Annotated in this window: 11 protein-coding genes; 8 read left to right on the forward strand and 3 right to left on the reverse strand. The window is 51.8% G+C overall.

Going from position 1 to position 16,440, the window contains the following annotated elements:
* Window positions 1-10: 10 nt before the first annotated feature.
* Both RBT11_13290 and RBT11_13295 read right to left on the reverse strand, forming a co-directional pair.
* Window positions 11-838 (reverse strand): 3'(2'),5'-bisphosphate nucleotidase CysQ, encoded by an 828-nt coding sequence (locus RBT11_13290; protein ID MDX9787751.1) that lies wholly within the window; start codon window positions 836-838, stop codon window positions 11-13.
* Window positions 839-923: 85 nt separating this feature from the next.
* Window positions 924-2,639, reverse strand: coding sequence for a bifunctional sulfate adenylyltransferase/adenylylsulfate kinase (locus RBT11_13295; GenBank protein ID MDX9787752.1), 1,716 nt, complete (start codon window positions 2,637-2,639; stop codon window positions 924-926).
* A 273-nt stretch (window positions 2,640-2,912) separates the two neighbouring features.
* Between RBT11_13295 and RBT11_13300 the strand changes: the two genes are divergently transcribed.
* From RBT11_13300 to sppA, 5 genes are all read left to right on the forward strand, one after another.
* Complete coding sequence (locus RBT11_13300; GenBank protein MDX9787753.1) at window positions 2,913-3,605, forward strand: cobalamin biosynthesis protein CbiA; 693 nt, start codon at window positions 2,913-2,915, stop codon at window positions 3,603-3,605.
* A gap of 29 nt (window positions 3,606-3,634) precedes the next feature.
* Complete coding sequence (gene hisC / locus RBT11_13305) at window positions 3,635-4,756, forward strand: histidinol-phosphate transaminase (GenBank protein ID MDX9787754.1); 1,122 nt, start codon at window positions 3,635-3,637, stop codon at window positions 4,754-4,756.
* A gap of 38 nt (window positions 4,757-4,794) precedes the next feature.
* Window positions 4,795-5,478: a (d)CMP kinase gene (gene cmk, locus RBT11_13310; GenBank protein MDX9787755.1), complete on the forward strand. Its 684-nt coding sequence runs from the start codon at window positions 4,795-4,797 to the stop codon at window positions 5,476-5,478.
* Between the two features lie 115 nt (window positions 5,479-5,593).
* The gene (locus tag RBT11_13315) at window positions 5,594-7,432 is read left to right on the forward strand and encodes a 30S ribosomal protein S1 (protein MDX9787756.1); all 1,839 of its coding nucleotides are present in this window, start codon (window positions 5,594-5,596) and stop codon (window positions 7,430-7,432) included.
* Window positions 7,433-7,637: 205 nt separating this feature from the next.
* Window positions 7,638-8,546: a signal peptide peptidase SppA gene (gene sppA / locus RBT11_13320; GenBank protein MDX9787757.1), complete on the forward strand. Its 909-nt coding sequence runs from the start codon at window positions 7,638-7,640 to the stop codon at window positions 8,544-8,546.
* Window positions 8,547-8,659: 113 nt separating this feature from the next.
* On the opposite strand, the gene RBT11_13325 is transcribed toward sppA, so the two are convergent.
* Window positions 8,660-9,268 carry an L-threonylcarbamoyladenylate synthase gene (locus RBT11_13325; protein ID MDX9787758.1) on the reverse strand — a complete coding sequence of 203 codons (609 nt, stop codon included), beginning with the start codon at window positions 9,266-9,268 and terminating at the stop codon, window positions 8,660-8,662.
* Window positions 9,269-9,613: 345 nt separating this feature from the next.
* Here RBT11_13325 and guaB point away from each other — a divergent pair, with 345 nt between their 5' ends.
* From guaB to RBT11_13340, 3 genes are all read left to right on the forward strand, one after another.
* Window positions 9,614-11,074 (forward strand): IMP dehydrogenase, encoded by a 1,461-nt coding sequence (gene guaB / locus RBT11_13330; GenBank protein ID MDX9787759.1) that lies wholly within the window; start codon window positions 9,614-9,616, stop codon window positions 11,072-11,074.
* An 86-nt stretch (window positions 11,075-11,160) separates the two neighbouring features.
* Window positions 11,161-14,706, forward strand: coding sequence for a DNA polymerase III subunit alpha (gene dnaE / locus RBT11_13335; protein MDX9787760.1), 3,546 nt, complete (start codon window positions 11,161-11,163; stop codon window positions 14,704-14,706).
* A 328-nt stretch (window positions 14,707-15,034) separates the two neighbouring features.
* Window positions 15,035-16,438, forward strand: coding sequence for a mannose-1-phosphate guanylyltransferase/mannose-6-phosphate isomerase (locus RBT11_13340; protein ID MDX9787761.1), 1,404 nt, complete (start codon window positions 15,035-15,037; stop codon window positions 16,436-16,438).
* Window positions 16,439-16,440: the final 2 nt, after the last annotated feature.

The raw sequence follows: 16,440 nt of genomic DNA on the forward strand, positions 1-16,440 counted from the left end.
ATAGCGCAGATCATCTCTCGACAATAAACCAGGGGTTGAGCAGATTTTCTTTGTTATAAACCAGCGGCGTGCCTGTATCGTGACGCACGACTCGCGCGCCGGCACACGCGGCGATGGCTTGGCCGGCGGCTGTGTCCCACTCCATGGTGGGTCCTAGCCGGGGGTAAATGGCGGCCCTGCCTTCGGCGATCCGGCAGAATTTCAGACTGCTGCCGGCCGGAATAAAGGTCACCTGATCGTATTCCCGGCGTTTTTTATCGACAAAGGCCTCAAGTTCAGGTGTGCTGTGGGAGCGGCTGCCGACAATGGTATAAGGCGCGGTTGTGGATTGGGGCAAGGGCAACCGCGCGCTAGCGGCCAGGACATCCATGAGCCTGATGCCGTTGTGACCCATGTCTGCGAATGCAATTCGCTCCGTCATGACGGGATCTTCAAGCATAAACGCCCCGATATCTGTTTCCGCAAAATAGGTGATTCCCAGCACCGGTACGCAAATGATGCCCATAACTGGAACCTGATTTTCAATCAAGGCGATGTTGACCGTAAACTCGTCATTTTTTTTGACGAATTCCTTGGTGCCGTCCAACGGGTCAATCAACCAGAATTTTTCCCAGGTCTTTCTCTCCTCAAACGGAATATTCCGGCCCTCTTCGCTTAAGATCGGAATCCTCAACGGGGAAAGCAGGTCGGTGATGATCTCGTGGGATCGCTGATCCGCGAGTGTCAGTGGCGAATCATCGGATTTATGGGCGACCGAAAAATCCGTCCGGTACACCTCGAGTGTCGCCTTTCCGGCCCGAATGGCGGCAATAAGTGCTCGCAGTAGAAGATGTTCCATATTGTTGTCCTATCAGCTATGAGCTATGAGCTATCAGCTATGAGCTATCAGCTATGAGCTATCAGCTATGAGCTATCAGCTCCCCTCAAATATACCCCTTCTGCCCCATCACCAGCAGCACCTCCTGCGCCGCCTCATCCGGTGTCAGATGGGTCGTATCAATAACAACCTCCGGGGATTCCGGTGCTTCATAGGGGTCGTCCACGCCCGTAAAGCCTTTGATCAAGCCGGCGCGGGCCTTGGCATACATGCCTTTTCGATCCCTTGTTTCACATTCTGCGATCGGGGTTGCGACATGAACCTCAATAAAGCCCCCATAGGCTTCGATAGTTTTTCTGATTTCGTTTCGTGTTGTTGCATAGGGTGCGATCGGGGCGCAAATCGCAATGCCCCGATTTTTTGTGATTTCGCTGGCGACAAATCCGATCCGCCGGACATTGATGTCACGGTGTTCCTTGGAGAAGCTGAGCTCCCTGGAAAGGTTTCTTCGAACGATATCACCATCCAGGAGGGTGACCGGGCGGTCGCCGATCTCCAGAAATCTGGAAAAAAGGACTTTGGCGATGGTGGATTTTCCGGCACCGGACAAGCCTGTCAGAAAAATGGTGACCCCCTGCTTTCGGGGAGGGGGGTAGGCGTTCAGCAATTCGTTGATGACTTCCGGAAAGGTGGCCCATTCCGGCACATGTCGGCCGCTGCGAATGCGGTCTCGAATCTGAGAGCCGTTTAATGAAATGGTCTGGGTTCCCGGTGATATTCGGTCCACTTGTCGGTATTCATCCTCAAAAGGCAAGTAGACCATTTCGTCAAAGGCGATGATGGTGATCCCGATTTCTTCGCTGTGTTGATCCGCCATTTTCGGGGCGGCATCTAAGGGGTAAAAAGATCTTCCTTCCTTGTCGGTCCCGGGTCCGGCATGATCCCTTCCGACAATGAAGTGGGTGCATCCGTAATTTTTTGCGATGATGGCATGCAACAACGCGGTTTTTGGCCCGGCCATTCGGGTGGCCAGCGGCAGCAAATTCAGCAGATGGGAATTCGGCGGATAATGCCGGCCCACTTCCCGGTAGCAGCGCACGCGCGTGAAGTGGTCAAAATCACCCGGTTTGCTCACGCCCGCAATGGGCAATAACAGCAGGTTGGCCTTGGCTTTTCGCATCGCTTCAAGGGTCATCTCGAATTGAGGCCGGTGAATCGGGTTTCGTGTGGTAAACCCCACCACCCGGTTCCATTCAAGTTTTTGATACATTTGACGGATTTCCCCCGGGGTTTGGCGAAGTTGCTTAAAGTCCGCATGAAGCGGCAGGCTGATCACTTCAACGGCGCCGCCGACATAATAATCGCCCGTCCGGTTCAACAAATAATGAACACCGGGGTGAGACGGATCCTGCGTGCCGAAAACCTGAACAGCCTCCTTCGGGTGATCCACCGGCCAGATGTCCTCAATGTGCATGATCGCCAGCAGAAAGCCCTCCATATCCCTCAAGGCCAGGGATTGGCCCACCTCAAGCCGCTTGGCGGTGATTTGGGAGATATCCAGGCAAATGGGGATGGGCCACAGGGTGTTATCCTGAAGCCGCATGCGGTCCAAAACCGACTCGTAATCCGCGCTCGTCATAAATCCTTTGAGCGGTGAAAAGGCGCCGGTGGCCAACAACTCAAGGTCACATAATTGTCGTTCATTCAAGCTGATCTCAGGCAGATTGAGAGAAATTTCTTTTAGCAAGGTTTGACGGGTTTCGTCCACAATGAGATTGACGAGTGACTTGCCGTATGGCACCATCGGTTCCGGCCCTTTCATGATGAATGTTCCAATGCTTGTGGTTGCGGCGGAAGACAATGCCGCCGAAACGGGTCTGTCCGCGCAGTTGCCGTGGAGTATAATAACAGGTTGGCGGGCGTGTCAAGGCTCTTGATGATCCAACTCCTTGAAAATACTTGACACAAGGAGAAATTAACCATAGAGAACGAATCGTTTTGAGTCCGGCTATTGTTAATGGGGGTGTTTTTACCGCTAATCGCCCCTCTGCAAGGATCGAACCGAATCGGGGCACAAATCGGGGAAACTTAGGTTATGGAAATAGGGCTTAAAGGCGTTGTCGTCATCGTTGGCGGGTACGGTTCCGGAAAGACCGAGGTGGCGATTAATCTGGCCGTGAATCAAAAGCGCAGGGGGGCAAAGGTTCGGGTGGCGGATCTTGATCTTGTCAATTTCTATTTTCGAACCCGGGAGGCGAAACACTATCTTGCCGACTTGGGGATTGATCTGGTGCTGCCACCTAAGCAATACATGAACGCCGATTTGCCGATCCTGGCGCCCGAAGTGGCGGGCATGATTCGACACCCTGCCGAACTGACGCTGCTGGATGTCGGCGGGGACGATGCCGGCGCCACCGTGCTGGCATCCCTTGCCGATGCGTTCAGCGGCAGGCCGTATCGCATGCTTCAGGTGGTGAATCCTTTTCGGCCGAATACGGCGACAATGGCCGGGTGCCTGAAAATACAAAAAGAAATTGAGGCAGCGTCCGGCATGACGATAGATGGTATTATCGGCAACGCCAATCTGATTGATGAGACCACCCATGAGGTGGTTCAGCAGGGCTATGTGTTTGTCTCGGCGTTATCCGATCATACCGGGTTGCCCCTTGAATTTATCACCGCATCAACGGATCTTTTGCCTCAGTTGGACACGGCGAGTTTTGGGTGTCCCATTCTGGCGATTGACAGGCGGCTTTCCATGCCGTGGACAAAAAAACAGATGGATTAATAACGTGTTAATTGAGGATGGGACTTCGAATGAACAAAAATGAGGAACAGGGCGCATCCCGGTTTTTGAATCTCAGAGTGCCTTCGCACATAGCGGCTATCAAACCTTATGAGCCGGGAAAGCCGCTCGATGAGTTGGAGCGGGAATATGGCATCAGTGACTCGGTGAAGCTGGCCTCCAATGAAAATCCCTTGGGGCCCTCTCCCCTGGCAGTCAACGCCATGGAAAAAGCCATGGGAAACCTCCATCGTTATCCGGATGGCGCAGCCTATCTTTTAAACGAGAAACTGGCCGGGCATTTAGACGTGCCGCGCAACGCCATTGTTCTGGGTAACGGTTCCGATGAAATTATCGGCATGTTGACGCGCGCACTGCTTCAGTCTGGAGATGAGGCCGTGCTTCCGAAACCGTCTTTTCTAATGTACGACATCATGATCCGTTGCGCGGACGCGAAACCCATCTACGTACCGCTCAATGGCCTGGCGATTGATCTGGACCGGATGGCCGAAGCGATCACGTCTAAAACGCGACTGATTTTTGTGAACAATCCCAATAACCCCACCGGAACCATCGTGACCCAAAATGAGTTTGAAGCCTTTCTGAAAAAAGTGCCGGAAGGCGTGGTGGTTGTCATGGACGAGGCGTATATCGAATTTGCTCGGGATGAGCGATGTGCCAGTGGCCTTGATTACCTGGACGGACCTGTTCCCGTCGTAACGCTGCGGACATTTTCAAAGGCTTATGGCCTTGCCGGTCTCAGGGTTGGCTATGGTGTCATGCCGGTTCCGCTTCAGGATCTTCTTAACCGGGTTAGACAGCCCTTCAACGTTAGTTCGCTTGCGCAAATTGCCGCAGTTCACGCCTTGGACGACACGGCGTTTTTGGAAAAAACACTTCAAGTGGTTCATGAGGGGCTTGATTATTTGTACCAGGAGATCGACAAAATGGGGTTGCGATACTTCCCCACGCAAGCGAATTTCTTCCTGATCGATGTCGGTCAGGATGCGGCTGTGGTGTTTGAAAAGATGCTTCGGCAAGGCGTAATCGTCCGTTCAATGGTATCGTACGGGTTTCCGCAGTATATTCGAATCAATGCGGGGCTGCCCGTTGAAAACCGGCGATTTATTCAGGCGTTGAAAGCCGTTCTGTAACGGTCTCTTCTTTGTCTGAAGAGAGGCGAAAGAGGCGTATGATGAAATCCGTGGTCGTGACGATTGACGGGCCGGCCGGCGCAGGCAAAACGACTGTCAGCCGGCAATTGGCCGAAGCGCTCCAATACCGATATGTGGATACCGGTTCGCTCTATCGTGCCGTGGCATTCTCGGCGCTTGAGGCCGGTATTTCGCCGACAGATGATGAAGGGCTTAAAGGCCTCTGCCAAAACCTTAACTTGAATTATACCATTGCAAATGGCGGCAGCCGATTGATTTTAAACGGCACTGATATCACGGATAAAATAAGAACCCCTGAAATTTCAATGGCGGCCTCGGCGGTATCCGCAAGGCCGGTTGTACGGGAATTTTTGTTGGATATTCAAAAACGAATGGGTCGGGACAAAGCCGCCGTATTTGAAGGGCGGGACATGGGAACCGTTGTTTTCCCGAATGCCGAAGTCAAATTTTTTCTGGATGCGTCCCCCAAAATTCGGGCCTTGCGACGATATCGGGAACTGGAAGGCAAGGGGGAACAGTCCTTGCAGGATGTTGAAAGAGAAATGGCCCGCCGGGATGAAAACGACAGCACGCGTGCGCTGGCACCGTTGAAACCGGCTGAAGATGCGATATATGTCGATTCCAGTGACATTCCGGTCGCCCAAGTCGTCGCAACAATGAAACGAATCGTGGAAACCCGCATTAACACTTCGACTGAATAGATTTCAGCGTCTATGGAAAAAACCGTTGTGTTTTGATGCAACTGTTGTTATGTTGCCCGGATTATATGGCGAATAGATAGCCGCCATAAATAATAGGCAAGGGGGATTTTTTTTCATGTCAGAAGAAACTAAGAACGAGCAAAACGAAGCAATGGATCCGGAAGTCACATCAACGCCTCAGGACGCACCTGGCGTTTCGGCAATAGCCGCCGAAGCCCAAACGGAAGATTCTTTGGACGATGATCTGTCCGAAGAGGACGAGATGGACCGAGAAGGTATGGAAAACCTGATCGATCTGTACGAGGAGAGTTTTAAACGATTTGCCGAGGGAGAAGTCGTTAAAGGCAAAATCATCTCCGTAGACAAGGATTTCGTGCTGGTCGATATCGGATACAAGTCCGAGGGACAGATTCGAATCGGCGAGTTTATCGATGAAGACGGCAACATTGTCGCCAAGGTCGGCGATGCAGTGGAGGTCATGGTGGAATGGTGGGACGATGAAGAGGAAGTGGTCGTCCTGTCCAAAGAAAAAGCTGTTAAGGTCAAAGTCTGGGAAGAGATTAAGAAAGCCCATGATGATGACGGCATCGTGGAAGGTACCATCGTCAGCCGCGTCAAGGGCGGTTTTTCAGTGGATATCGGCGTTCAGGCGTTTCTGCCGGGTTCTCAGGCCGATCTGCGACCCATTCGCAACCTTGATGAGATGGTCGGTCAGACCCTTAAGTTCAAAATTCTCAAATATAACCGAAAAAGAAGCAATATCGTCTTATCGCGACGGGCCATTTTGGAGCAGGAGCGTGAGACGGCTCGTTCAGCGACCTTATCTTCTATTACCGAAGGAAAGGTTGTGGACGGCATTGTTAAAAATATAACCGAGTACGGTGTGTTTGTCGATCTGGGCGGCGTGGATGGCCTGCTGCATATTACCGACATTTCATGGGGCCGCGTCAAACACCCCTCTGAAATGTTTACGGTGGGCGACAAGATACAGGTAAAGGTCTTGACCCTGGATCTGGAGCGCGAGCGGGTGTCATTGGGGATGAAACAATTGACGCCGGATCCATGGACAACAGCGGCCGGCAAATACCCGGTCGGTGCCAAAATCACGGGCAAGGTGGTGAGCCTGACCGATTATGGTGCCTTTGTGGAGCTTGAAGAAGGAATAGAGGGCCTCATTCATATTTCCGAAATGTCCTGGACGCGCAAAATCCGACATCCTTCCAAGGTGGTCAGCGTTGGCGACGAAGTCGAGGCGGTTGTGCTTGATTTGAAACCGGAAAACAGGCGCATTTCTCTTGGGATGAAACAAACCGTTCCCAATCCCTGGGATGTCATCAGCGAGAAGTATCCGCTGGGCACCATTCTTGAAGGAAAAATTAAAAATATCACCGATTTCGGTCTTTTTATCGGTATTGATGAGGGCATTGACGGGTTGGTGCATATTTCCGATATCTCCTGGACCAAGCGAATTAAACATCCTTCCGAGGTTTATAAAAAGGGGGATACGGTTCGGGCCAAGGTGCTGGACATTGATAAGGAGAACGAACGCTTCTCTCTCGGTATCAAACAGTTGGCCGATGATCCGTGGAAAACAGTGGCCGAGCGCTATAAGGTCGGTAAAGAGATTACGGGAACGGTAACCAACGTTACGGATTTCGGTGTGTTTATCGAGCTGGAAGAGGGGATCGAAGGGCTGGTGCATGTTTCCGAGATCAGCAAGGAGAAAGTCAAGTCTCCGGCCGAACAGTTCAAGGTTAGTGATGTGATTACCGCAAGGGTAATGAACATCAACAGTGAAGAGCGCCGGATCGGTCTGTCCATTAAGGCCATGGAAATGGCGGATGATCAGAGTATTCTGAGTGACTATGTCAGCAACATGAGACCCGCCACATCCTCGTTCGGTGAATTGCTCCGCGAAAACCTTCAAGAAAAATTAGGTGAAAAGCAGTCTTAAAGAAACGAACACCGGCCGGTTATATTATTAACCGGCCGGTATTATTTCCCGTCCGTCACCGAACAGCTCTTTTATCAATATAACTGCAAGCGTACAAAGTTACACCAAACTGAATCTATTTTGTTGCATCTCTTCGTGCCCTTGTGGTGAAAATAATATTTTTTATTTACTTATCAATTAGTAGCGTCGGCAAAGGGACATTCGAATGTTTTCCAGAAGACACCCCTATTTATTTTTTCTGCTAATGATCAGCACTATTTCTGGCGTGAGTATGGTTCTGATTTTCTTTTTTATCTTTATCGGCGTCGGCGGCGTCGGCATTACCAACCTTTCTACCATAAGGGGTGAGAAAGTCGGTGTTGTTGAGATCACCGGCGCCATTATCGACTCAAAGGAAACGCTTCGCCAAATCAAGCAATTTCGTGAAGATGATACGATCAAAGCGATTGTGATCAGAATCAATTCCCCCGGAGGGGGTGTCGGCCCTTCTCAGGAAATTTTCAGAGAGATTCGGAAAACGATTCCCCTAAAGAAGATAATCGCTTCCATGGGATCCGTGGCGGCTTCGGGCGGATATTATATTGCTGCAGGTACAAACGGTATCATGGCAAACCCCGGAACGATTACGGGCAGTATTGGTGTGATCATCGGGTATACCAATTTTGAAACCCTGTTTCAGAAAATTGGCCTTTCGCCGGTGGTGATCAAAAGCGGCGAGTTTAAAGACATCGCATCACCGGTGCGCCCAATGACGGAAAAAGAGAAAGAATTGCTTCAGGAGTTTGTCAATAAAACAAGATACCAGTTTGTTCGGGATGTATCCGAAGGCAGGGGACGGCCCACGGCTGAGATCGAGCCTTTGGCGGATGGCCGAATTTTTTCGGGCGAGGAAGCAAAAGCCAACGGCCTGGTGGATCAGATGGGGAATCTGGAAGATGCCATTGAGTGGGCCGGCCGGTTGGGGGGCATCACCGGCAGGGTCGTTCCGGTTTATGCGCAGCGTGAGCAGTTATCTCTTATCCAATATCTCACCGATTCCATGGTGCATCGGTTGACGCGTCAATTGACAAATCCTTCCATGGAAGCGGCCTATCTCTATCGTCCCGGATCATAGCCAGCGTAGACTTTTTATTGGCAACAAGCGCGAAAAAGCGTGCCTTACCGGAAAAGTTCGTTGGCTGCCCAGCAGTCCAGCCGCCAAGCAGCCCAGCTTCCGGCTTCGCCGGATTAAGAGAACATGCTGATATCGCCGGCGCCTTCGCGGAGAATTTCCGGTTCATCATCTATCAGGGAAATTACGCTGGACTGAACGCCCGGCACGGGGCCGCCGTCGATGACGGCGTCTATGCGGTGACCGAGGTGTTCGTTGATCAGCCATGGTTCATTTAGCAGGTCGCCGTTGGGAAGCGTGACGCTGGTGGAAATGATCGGGTTGCCGAGCGCTCGGGTGAGTGCCTGGCAAATAGCGTGATTGGGCACACGGATCCCCGCGGTTTTTCGCTTGGTCAGCATCATTTTCGGCACCAGTTTGGAGCCTTCGAGAATAAAGGTATAGGGACCGGGCAACAATCGCCGCATGGTCTTGTAAGCATAATTGGTTACTTTGGCATACAGGCTGATATGGGTCAGGTCCGAGCAGATGAAACTGAACGGTTTTTTCTTGTCGCGTTGTTTTAAGGCATAAATCGTTTCGATCGCTTTTTTGTTTAAAATATCACAGCCGATGCCATAATGGGTATCGGTTGGATAGGCAATAATCCCCCCCTCTTTCATCAAGGTGATAACTTGATGAATGAGACGCTGTTGGGGATTTTGCGGATTAATATTGATCAGCATGGGTACCTGTGAAAAACAGTTATTCTTTAAACCGGCCAACCCGGAATGAGAATGGAGAAAAGGAAATTCGTTTGTATTAGGGTACGCCTTGGTTGTCAAGAAAGTTGAGGCGAAATAAAAGATTGCGAAAGGCGGTTTCATTTGTTATTGGGGCTGCAACCCGACTGACTGAAGACGATGTGGGCTTTGATTTCAAGGCGGGTTGACTCTTTTTTAAATAATAGTGGCGCATTCAGGCTGTAACAAACTGATTGACGCGGCTTGGCGAGACGGCGTTTCTTCGCTCATGACGCTCGGATTGTATTGGATACGCAGGATGGGCGCAAAAGCATTGGGAGCACGAATATGAAAATACCACCGGAAGAGGGATATGCGTTTGATGATGTTCTTTTAATTCCTAGCTATTCCGACGTCTTACCCAAGGATGTGCATACGAGCACCCGCTTGACCCGGAATATCAGCCTCAATATTCCCATCGTCAGTGCCGCCATGGATACGGTCACCGAAGCGGCGACCTCCATCAGCATGGCTCGAGCGGGGGGCATGGGGTTTATTCACCGGAACATGGATGCCGCTCATCAGGCGATCGAGGTGGGAAAGGTCAAAAAATCGGAGTCCGGCATGATCGTGGATCCTGTTACCATTCATCCGGATCAAAAAATTCACGAAGTGCTCAAATTGATGCAGGAATATCATATTTCCGGCGTGCCGGTCACCCAGGCGGATCAGCTTGTGGGGATTGTGACCAACCGGGATTTAAGATTTGAAACCGATCTGGAGAAAAAGGTATCCGATGTGATGACCAAGGACAACCTGATCACCGTTACCGAAGGCATCTCCATGGAAGAGTCCAAAAGACTTCTGCACAAACACCGGATAGAAAAGCTGCTGGTTGTGGATAAAAACGGGCGTTTGACGGGCCTGATCACGATCAAGGATATTGAAAAGATTATCAAATACCCGCATGCGTGTAAAGACGGCATGGGGCGGTTGCGGGTGGGGGCGGCGGTCGGCGTCGGATCGGACATGATGGAACGGGCGGATGCGCTGGTGAAAGCGGGTGCGGATGTTATTCTCATTGATACCTCCCATGGACATTCCAAAAATGTCATTGACGCGGTCATTCAGTTGAAGGGGACATTTGCCAATATCGACCTGATTGCCGGTAATGTTGCTACCGGAAAGGGCGCGGAGGATTTGATTGCAGCCGGGGTGGATGGCGTGAAAATCGGTATCGGTCCTGGATCGATTTGCACGACCCGCATTGTCGCCGGTGTCGGTGTGCCGCAGATTACCGCTATTATGAACTGCAAATCGATTTCCGGGAAAACCGGCGTCCCTTTGATCGCCGATGGCGGCATTCGGTTTTCGGGTGATATCGCAAAGGCCATCGGCGCTGGCGCACATGTGGTTATGGTCGGCGGCATTTTGGCTGGAACCGATGAGAGCCCCGGAGAAAAGGTTTTTCTGCAAGGTAGAAGTTATAAGGTCTACAGAGGCATGGGATCGCTTGAAGCCATGAAAATGGGCAGCAAGGACAGATACTATCAGGGAGACGATGAAGATATCGACAAGCTCGTCCCCGAGGGCATTGTCGGCCGGGTTCCTTATGCGGGGTCTCTTTCCGCCAACCTGTTTCAGTTGGTGGGTGGCCTCAAGGCGGGTATGGGATACCTCGGGTGCCGGACCATTGAAGAGCTGCGCGAGAAAGCCAGATTTATGAAAATAAGCGCCGCCGGCATGCGTGAAAGTCATGTTCACGATGTCATCATTACCAAGGAAGCACCGAACTACCGCCTCGATTAATGGAACTGATCGGCAGCCTCGCCGCTTGACGGCGGGGCTGCTATCTGCTCCTTCAACTTTTCACCGACCCATAGTTGTGATCCGATATGAACGAAGCACATTCCGATTTCGTCCATCTGCACATTCACACGCAATACAGCCTGTTAGACGGTGCGATTCGAATCGATGCCATGCTTAAGCGAGCAGCCGAGTTTAAGATGAACGCGGTTGCCATTACCGATCACGGCACCATGTTTGGTACGCTGGAGTTTTACGAAAAAGCGCTGAAAGCCGGCATGAAGCCGATTATCGGGTGCGAATGTTATCTCGCCCCGCGAAGGCTGACCGATAAAACACCCGTGGATCATAAAGGGGTTACCCACCTGGTGCTGTTGGCTGAAAATCAGGAAGGATATCGAAACCTTTGCAAACTTGCCAGCATCGCGCAATTGGAGGGCTTTTATTACAGGCCCCGCATCGATCGGGAAGTACTTCAGGCGCACAGAAAGGGGCTGATCGCGCTTTCCGCCTGTCTTCATGGGGAAATTCCCTTATTGATCAAAGCGGGGAAAATGGCGGAAGCCCAAAAAACGGCCCAATGGTATCAATCCCTCTTCGGTGAAAATAATTTTTTCCTGGAAGCCCAGCACAACGGTATTCCCGAGCAGCAGATCGTGAACCAGGGCTTGCTGGAACTGAGCAATCAACTCTCGATTCCCATGGTGGCGACCAATGACTGCCATTATCTTGATCAATCGGACGTGCATGCCCATGAAGTGTTGCTGTGCGTACAAACCGGAAAAACCGTCAAGGACAAGGATCGCTTCAAGTTCGCGACGGATCAGCTTTATTTTAAATCCGGCGAGGAGATGAAGGCCACGCTGGGTCACTTTCCCAATGCCATCGCCAACACACGGGCCATTGCAGACAGGTGTCATGTCGAGTTTGATTTCAACACCTATCACTTCCCGAAGTTTGAAACCCAATCGGGCAAAAGCGCGGACGATCTTTTCGATGAGACCGTGGAAGCGGGTTTTGAAAAAGTCATGTCCCTGATTCGCCGAAAGACCCCGACCGTGGATGAACCGGTCTATCGGAAGCGGCTTGATTATGAAAAAGAGATCATTAAGCGCATGGGGTTTTCCGGATATTTTCTGATTGTGGCGGACTTTATTCGATACGGGCGGGAAAACGACGTGCCCGTGGGGCCGGGGCGCGGTTCCGCCGCCGGCAGCCTAGTCGCTTACGCCATGCGAATTACCGATCTGGACCCCATTGAGCATGGCCTGATCTTTGAGCGGTTTCTGAATCCGGCCCGAATCAGCATGCCGGATATCGATGTTGATTTTTGCATCAATGGCCGGGAGAAGGTCTTTAAGTATGTGGTGGATCGTTACGGCGGCGGCGAGTATGTCGCCCAGATCATCACGTTTGGAAAGATGAAAACCAGATTGGTTATTCGGGATGTGGGCCGCGCGCTTGATATTCCGCTCAAGGATGTGGATGCCATTGCCAAGATGGTGCCCGAAACGTTGAACATCAGCCTTGAAAAAGCCCTTGAGCAAGAGCCGAGAATACTTCAATTGGCCGAGGAACGGCCGGATATCAAGGAGCTGATTCAAATTTGCCGGGTGCTCGAAGGCCTGCAGCGGCATGCGTCCACCCATGCCGCCGGTGTGGTGATCGGCGATAAACAATTGGTGGAGTATTTGCCCCTTTATAGAGGCAAAAAGGGGGGAGTGGTCACCCAGTTCGACATGAAGCGGGTGGAGCAGATCGGACTGGTTAAATTCGACTTTCTCGGCTTGAGAAACCTCACGGTGATTGATCGAGCCCTCAAACTGATTGCCGAGCAGGGGGCGCCGCCGCCCGATTTGTCCGATCTGAATCTTTCCGATGAGGCGACCTACCGGTTGTTGAGTTCGGGAGACACGACCGGTGTGTTTCAGCTGGAAAGCAGCGGCATGAAAGATTTGCTGACCCGCCTTCGTCCGGCCTGCTTTGCCGATGTGGTCGCGCTGGTGGCCCTGTATCGTCCCGGTCCTCTGGAAAGCGGGATGGTGGATGATTTTGTGGAACGAAAACATGGCCGCAAGGCCGTCGAGTATCTTGTGCCGCAACTGGCCCCCATTCTCAATGAGACCTATGGCGTGATCGTCTACCAGGAGCAGGTCATGAAGATCGCAAGCGATCTGGCCAATTACTCCATGGCCGAAGCGGACGGGCTGAGAAAGGCCATGGGAAAGAAGATCACGGAGATTATGGCGCAGCATCGGGAGCGGTTTCTAACGGGTGCGGCTGAAAACAATATTCCCAAAGATAAGGCGGGGCAACTTTTTGATCTGATGGAAAAATTCGGTGGCTATGGGTTCAATAAATCCCATAGCGCCGCCTACGCGTTGATCGCTTATCAAACGGCATTTTTAAAAGCCCATTATCCGGTGGAGCTCATGGCCGCGTTGCTAACCAGTGAAATGCAGAACTCCGATGCGGTTGTAAAATTCATCACCGAGTGCCGAAAGCATGATATTCCCATTTTACCCCCCGACATCAACGAGAGCGGCATCGAGTTTACCGTGAGGAATAACCGCATTCGCTTTGGCCTCGTGGCGGTTAAAAACGTGGGGGAAGGGGCCATTGAATCGATTATTGATGCTCGAAATAGCGGCCCGGACGGCAAGCCCCGCCCGTTTACTTCCCTGTTCGAATTCTGTGAGCGGGTGGATCTGAGAAAAGTCAATAAGCGGGTGCTTGAAAGTCTTATTAAATGCGGGGCCTTTGACTCTCTGGGCGCCAAGCGAAGCCAAATGACGGCTGTCTTGGAAGATGCGCTGGATTATGCCCAACGGGTCCAAAAGGAGCGATCGAATCCCCAGATGGGGCTGTTCGATATGGGCCCCAAGGCCGCCGTCTCAATCAACCTGCCGCCCATGCCGGATTTAACCGAGTGGGGGGATCGCACCCGCCTGGCTAATGAAAAGGAAGTCATTGGATTTTATGTTTCCGGACATCCGTTGAACCGGCATGAAGCGGTTTTGGAGAAATTTGCCAATGCCAACGCCCTGTCCATAGAGGATCTACCGGACGGTGCGCCGGTGAGAATCGGCGGGCTGATCAGCAGTGTTAAAGTCATCAAAACCAAAAAAGGGGAGTCGATGGCCTTTGTCGCGTTGGAGGATATGCAGGGAACCGTTGAGGTCGTCGTTTTCTCTTCCCTTTATTCACAAGTGTCGGATTTGCTGATTGCTGACGGCGCCGTGATGGTTCAGGGGCAACTTCAGAAAGATGAAAATACACATAAAATAATAGGGGAAACCATCATCCCCATGGACAAGGCCGAGGAAACCTGGTCCGCGACCGTTCATATTCGGTTGGAAAATACCCGGACGGACCGAGCGCAACTTCTCAGATTGCGTGAACTTCTGGCCGGTCATTCCGGGACATGCGCGGCCTTTGTTCACTTGATAGATTCCAATCGAATGGAAACCGTGCTCGAATTGCCGGAAACGGTTCGCCTTAAGGCGGGAGAGGAATTAAAGCGCAATGTCAATGCCTTGTTCGGCTACGAGGTGTTCAGCACCGTCTGTGTCCCGGCAAAAACGATCAACGGCAATGGAAATGGAAACGGCCGAAAATACGGCCGTCGAAAATAGGGGGGAGCGTACCCTTGAGCCGAAGTGATCTTGAATTCGTGCACGCAAACGTACACGTGCGCGTGCACGTGCACGGTAGTGGTCTAAAGAAAATAAGCCGGTTATGGCGGTGACATCGTCATGAACAAGACATTAATTTGTTTCAATGCTGTCGAAAATAAGTTGATTGCTGAAGAGCCGTGCACGTGCACGCGCACGTGTACGTTTACGTGCACGGTTAACGACGCACATGCACGCGCATGTGCACGTTTATGTGCACGGTTAACGACGTCGGTGTCCCTTTGAGGGGAGCCAGTAGACTTTATTGCGGAAAAAGGGATCGCGAAGAATGCCTGAAGAAGAACTTCCCGTATATGCGGTATTGCTGGCCGGTGGTTCCGGTACGCGGCTGTGGCCGGTTTCTCGGGAGCTGTACCCCAAACAACTGGTCAAGCTGATTGGCAAGGATTCGCTGGTTCAAAATACCATCAAACGACTCGGGCACATGGTCAATATCGAGCATGTTCGCATCGTATGCGGCCAGGAACATTATTATGAAATCGGCCGGCACATGGCGGATGTCGGCATTGATCCAAAAGGAAAAATTATTCGCGAACCCTGCGGCCGCAATACCGGTCCGGCTGTGTTGCTGGGCGTGATGCATGTTCTGAAACAAGCGCCCGATGCCGTTATCTGCGTATTTCCGGCGGACCATGTCATTCGGGATTCTCAGGCGTTTCAGGAGAAGCTTTCCGCTGCGGTTCGGCTGGCGCAATCCGGCCATGTGGTTACCTTCGGCATTCGGGCGGATTTTCCCGAAACCGGCTACGGGTATATCGAGGGCGAAGGGCCAGTGGAAGAAGGGGCCTTGTCTATCAAGCGCTTTGTTGAAAAACCCGATCTGGAGACGGCGCGCCGGTACATTGATGCCGGAAATTATTTCTGGAACAGCGGCATGTTCGCTTTTCGGGCCTCGGTGATCGCGGGGGAATTTAAGCAATACGAACCGGCGCTTTATGAAAAGATGCGCGAGATCACTTCCGTGGAAGACCCGGTGCCTACCGGCGATTATGAACAACTTTCCGATATTTCGATTGATGTTGCCATCATGGAGCGAACCGACAAAGGGGTCGTGTTGCCGTCGGATTTCGGGTGGAGCGATATCGGCTCATGGAAGTCGCTTTATGATTTTTTACCCAAGGACGGCCAAGGCAATATTCTGGACGGCGATGTCATTGCCGAAAAAACGAAAAACTGTTTTGTGATGGGGGCGCATCGGCTGGTGGCCACCCATTCGATTGAAAATCTGGTGGTTGTGGATACGCCTGATTCCGTGTTCATCTCCAACTTAGAAAACAGTCGCGACGTGAAATCGATTGTTTCCAGGCTAAAGGAGGCGGGCCGGGGAGAGTATCATCACCACCGGACGGTTTATTATCCCTGGGGAACGGTGACCCTTCTGGGAAAAGGGGACGGTTACCGGGTAGAACGAATAAGCCTCTATCCGGGCCATGCATTTCCGATGACCGGTGGCGCGGGTGGGACAAGCCAATTAACGGTCACGCAGGGGACGGCGCGGTTGACAATCGGAGATAAAAAGCAGGAAATCAGCCGGGGGCAGAGTGTCGGGATCAGCCAGTTTGAAAATACAACCATTGAAAATATAGGGAAAATGCAACTGCATGGGATTCATGTTCGAGTCGATCGATTCCATGACAACTCGCTGGGGGAATTCCCGAAGGAGATGCGATAACA

This window comes from Desulfobacterales bacterium, assembly GCA_034003325.1.
In the GTDB taxonomy this organism is placed as follows: Bacteria; Desulfobacterota; Desulfobacteria; order Desulfobacterales; family JAFDDL01; genus JAVEYW01.

Bases quoted from the DNA above. Each gene is read 5' to 3' on its own strand.
- RBT11_13295 (MDX9787752.1), bottom strand. From the start codon at position 2,639: ATGAAAGGGCCGGAACCGATGGTGCCATACGGCAAGTCACTCGTCAAT.
- RBT11_13290 (MDX9787751.1), bottom strand. From the start codon at position 838: ATGGAACATCTTCTACTGCGAGCACTTATTGCCGCCATTCGGGCCGGA.
- RBT11_13325 (MDX9787758.1), bottom strand. From the start codon at position 9,268: ATGCTGATCAATATTAATCCGCAAAATCCCCAACAGCGTCTCATTCAT.
- sppA (MDX9787757.1), top strand. From the start codon at position 7,638: ATGTTTTCCAGAAGACACCCCTATTTATTTTTTCTGCTAATGATCAGC.
- RBT11_13340 (MDX9787761.1), top strand. From the start codon at position 15,035: ATGCCTGAAGAAGAACTTCCCGTATATGCGGTATTGCTGGCCGGTGGT.
- RBT11_13300 (MDX9787753.1), top strand. From the start codon at position 2,913: ATGGAAATAGGGCTTAAAGGCGTTGTCGTCATCGTTGGCGGGTACGGT.
- guaB (MDX9787759.1), top strand. From the start codon at position 9,614: ATGAAAATACCACCGGAAGAGGGATATGCGTTTGATGATGTTCTTTTA.
- cmk (MDX9787755.1), top strand. From the start codon at position 4,795: ATGATGAAATCCGTGGTCGTGACGATTGACGGGCCGGCCGGCGCAGGC.
- RBT11_13315 (MDX9787756.1), top strand. From the start codon at position 5,594: ATGTCAGAAGAAACTAAGAACGAGCAAAACGAAGCAATGGATCCGGAA.
- dnaE (MDX9787760.1), top strand. From the start codon at position 11,161: ATGAACGAAGCACATTCCGATTTCGTCCATCTGCACATTCACACGCAA.
- hisC (MDX9787754.1), top strand. From the start codon at position 3,635: ATGAACAAAAATGAGGAACAGGGCGCATCCCGGTTTTTGAATCTCAGA.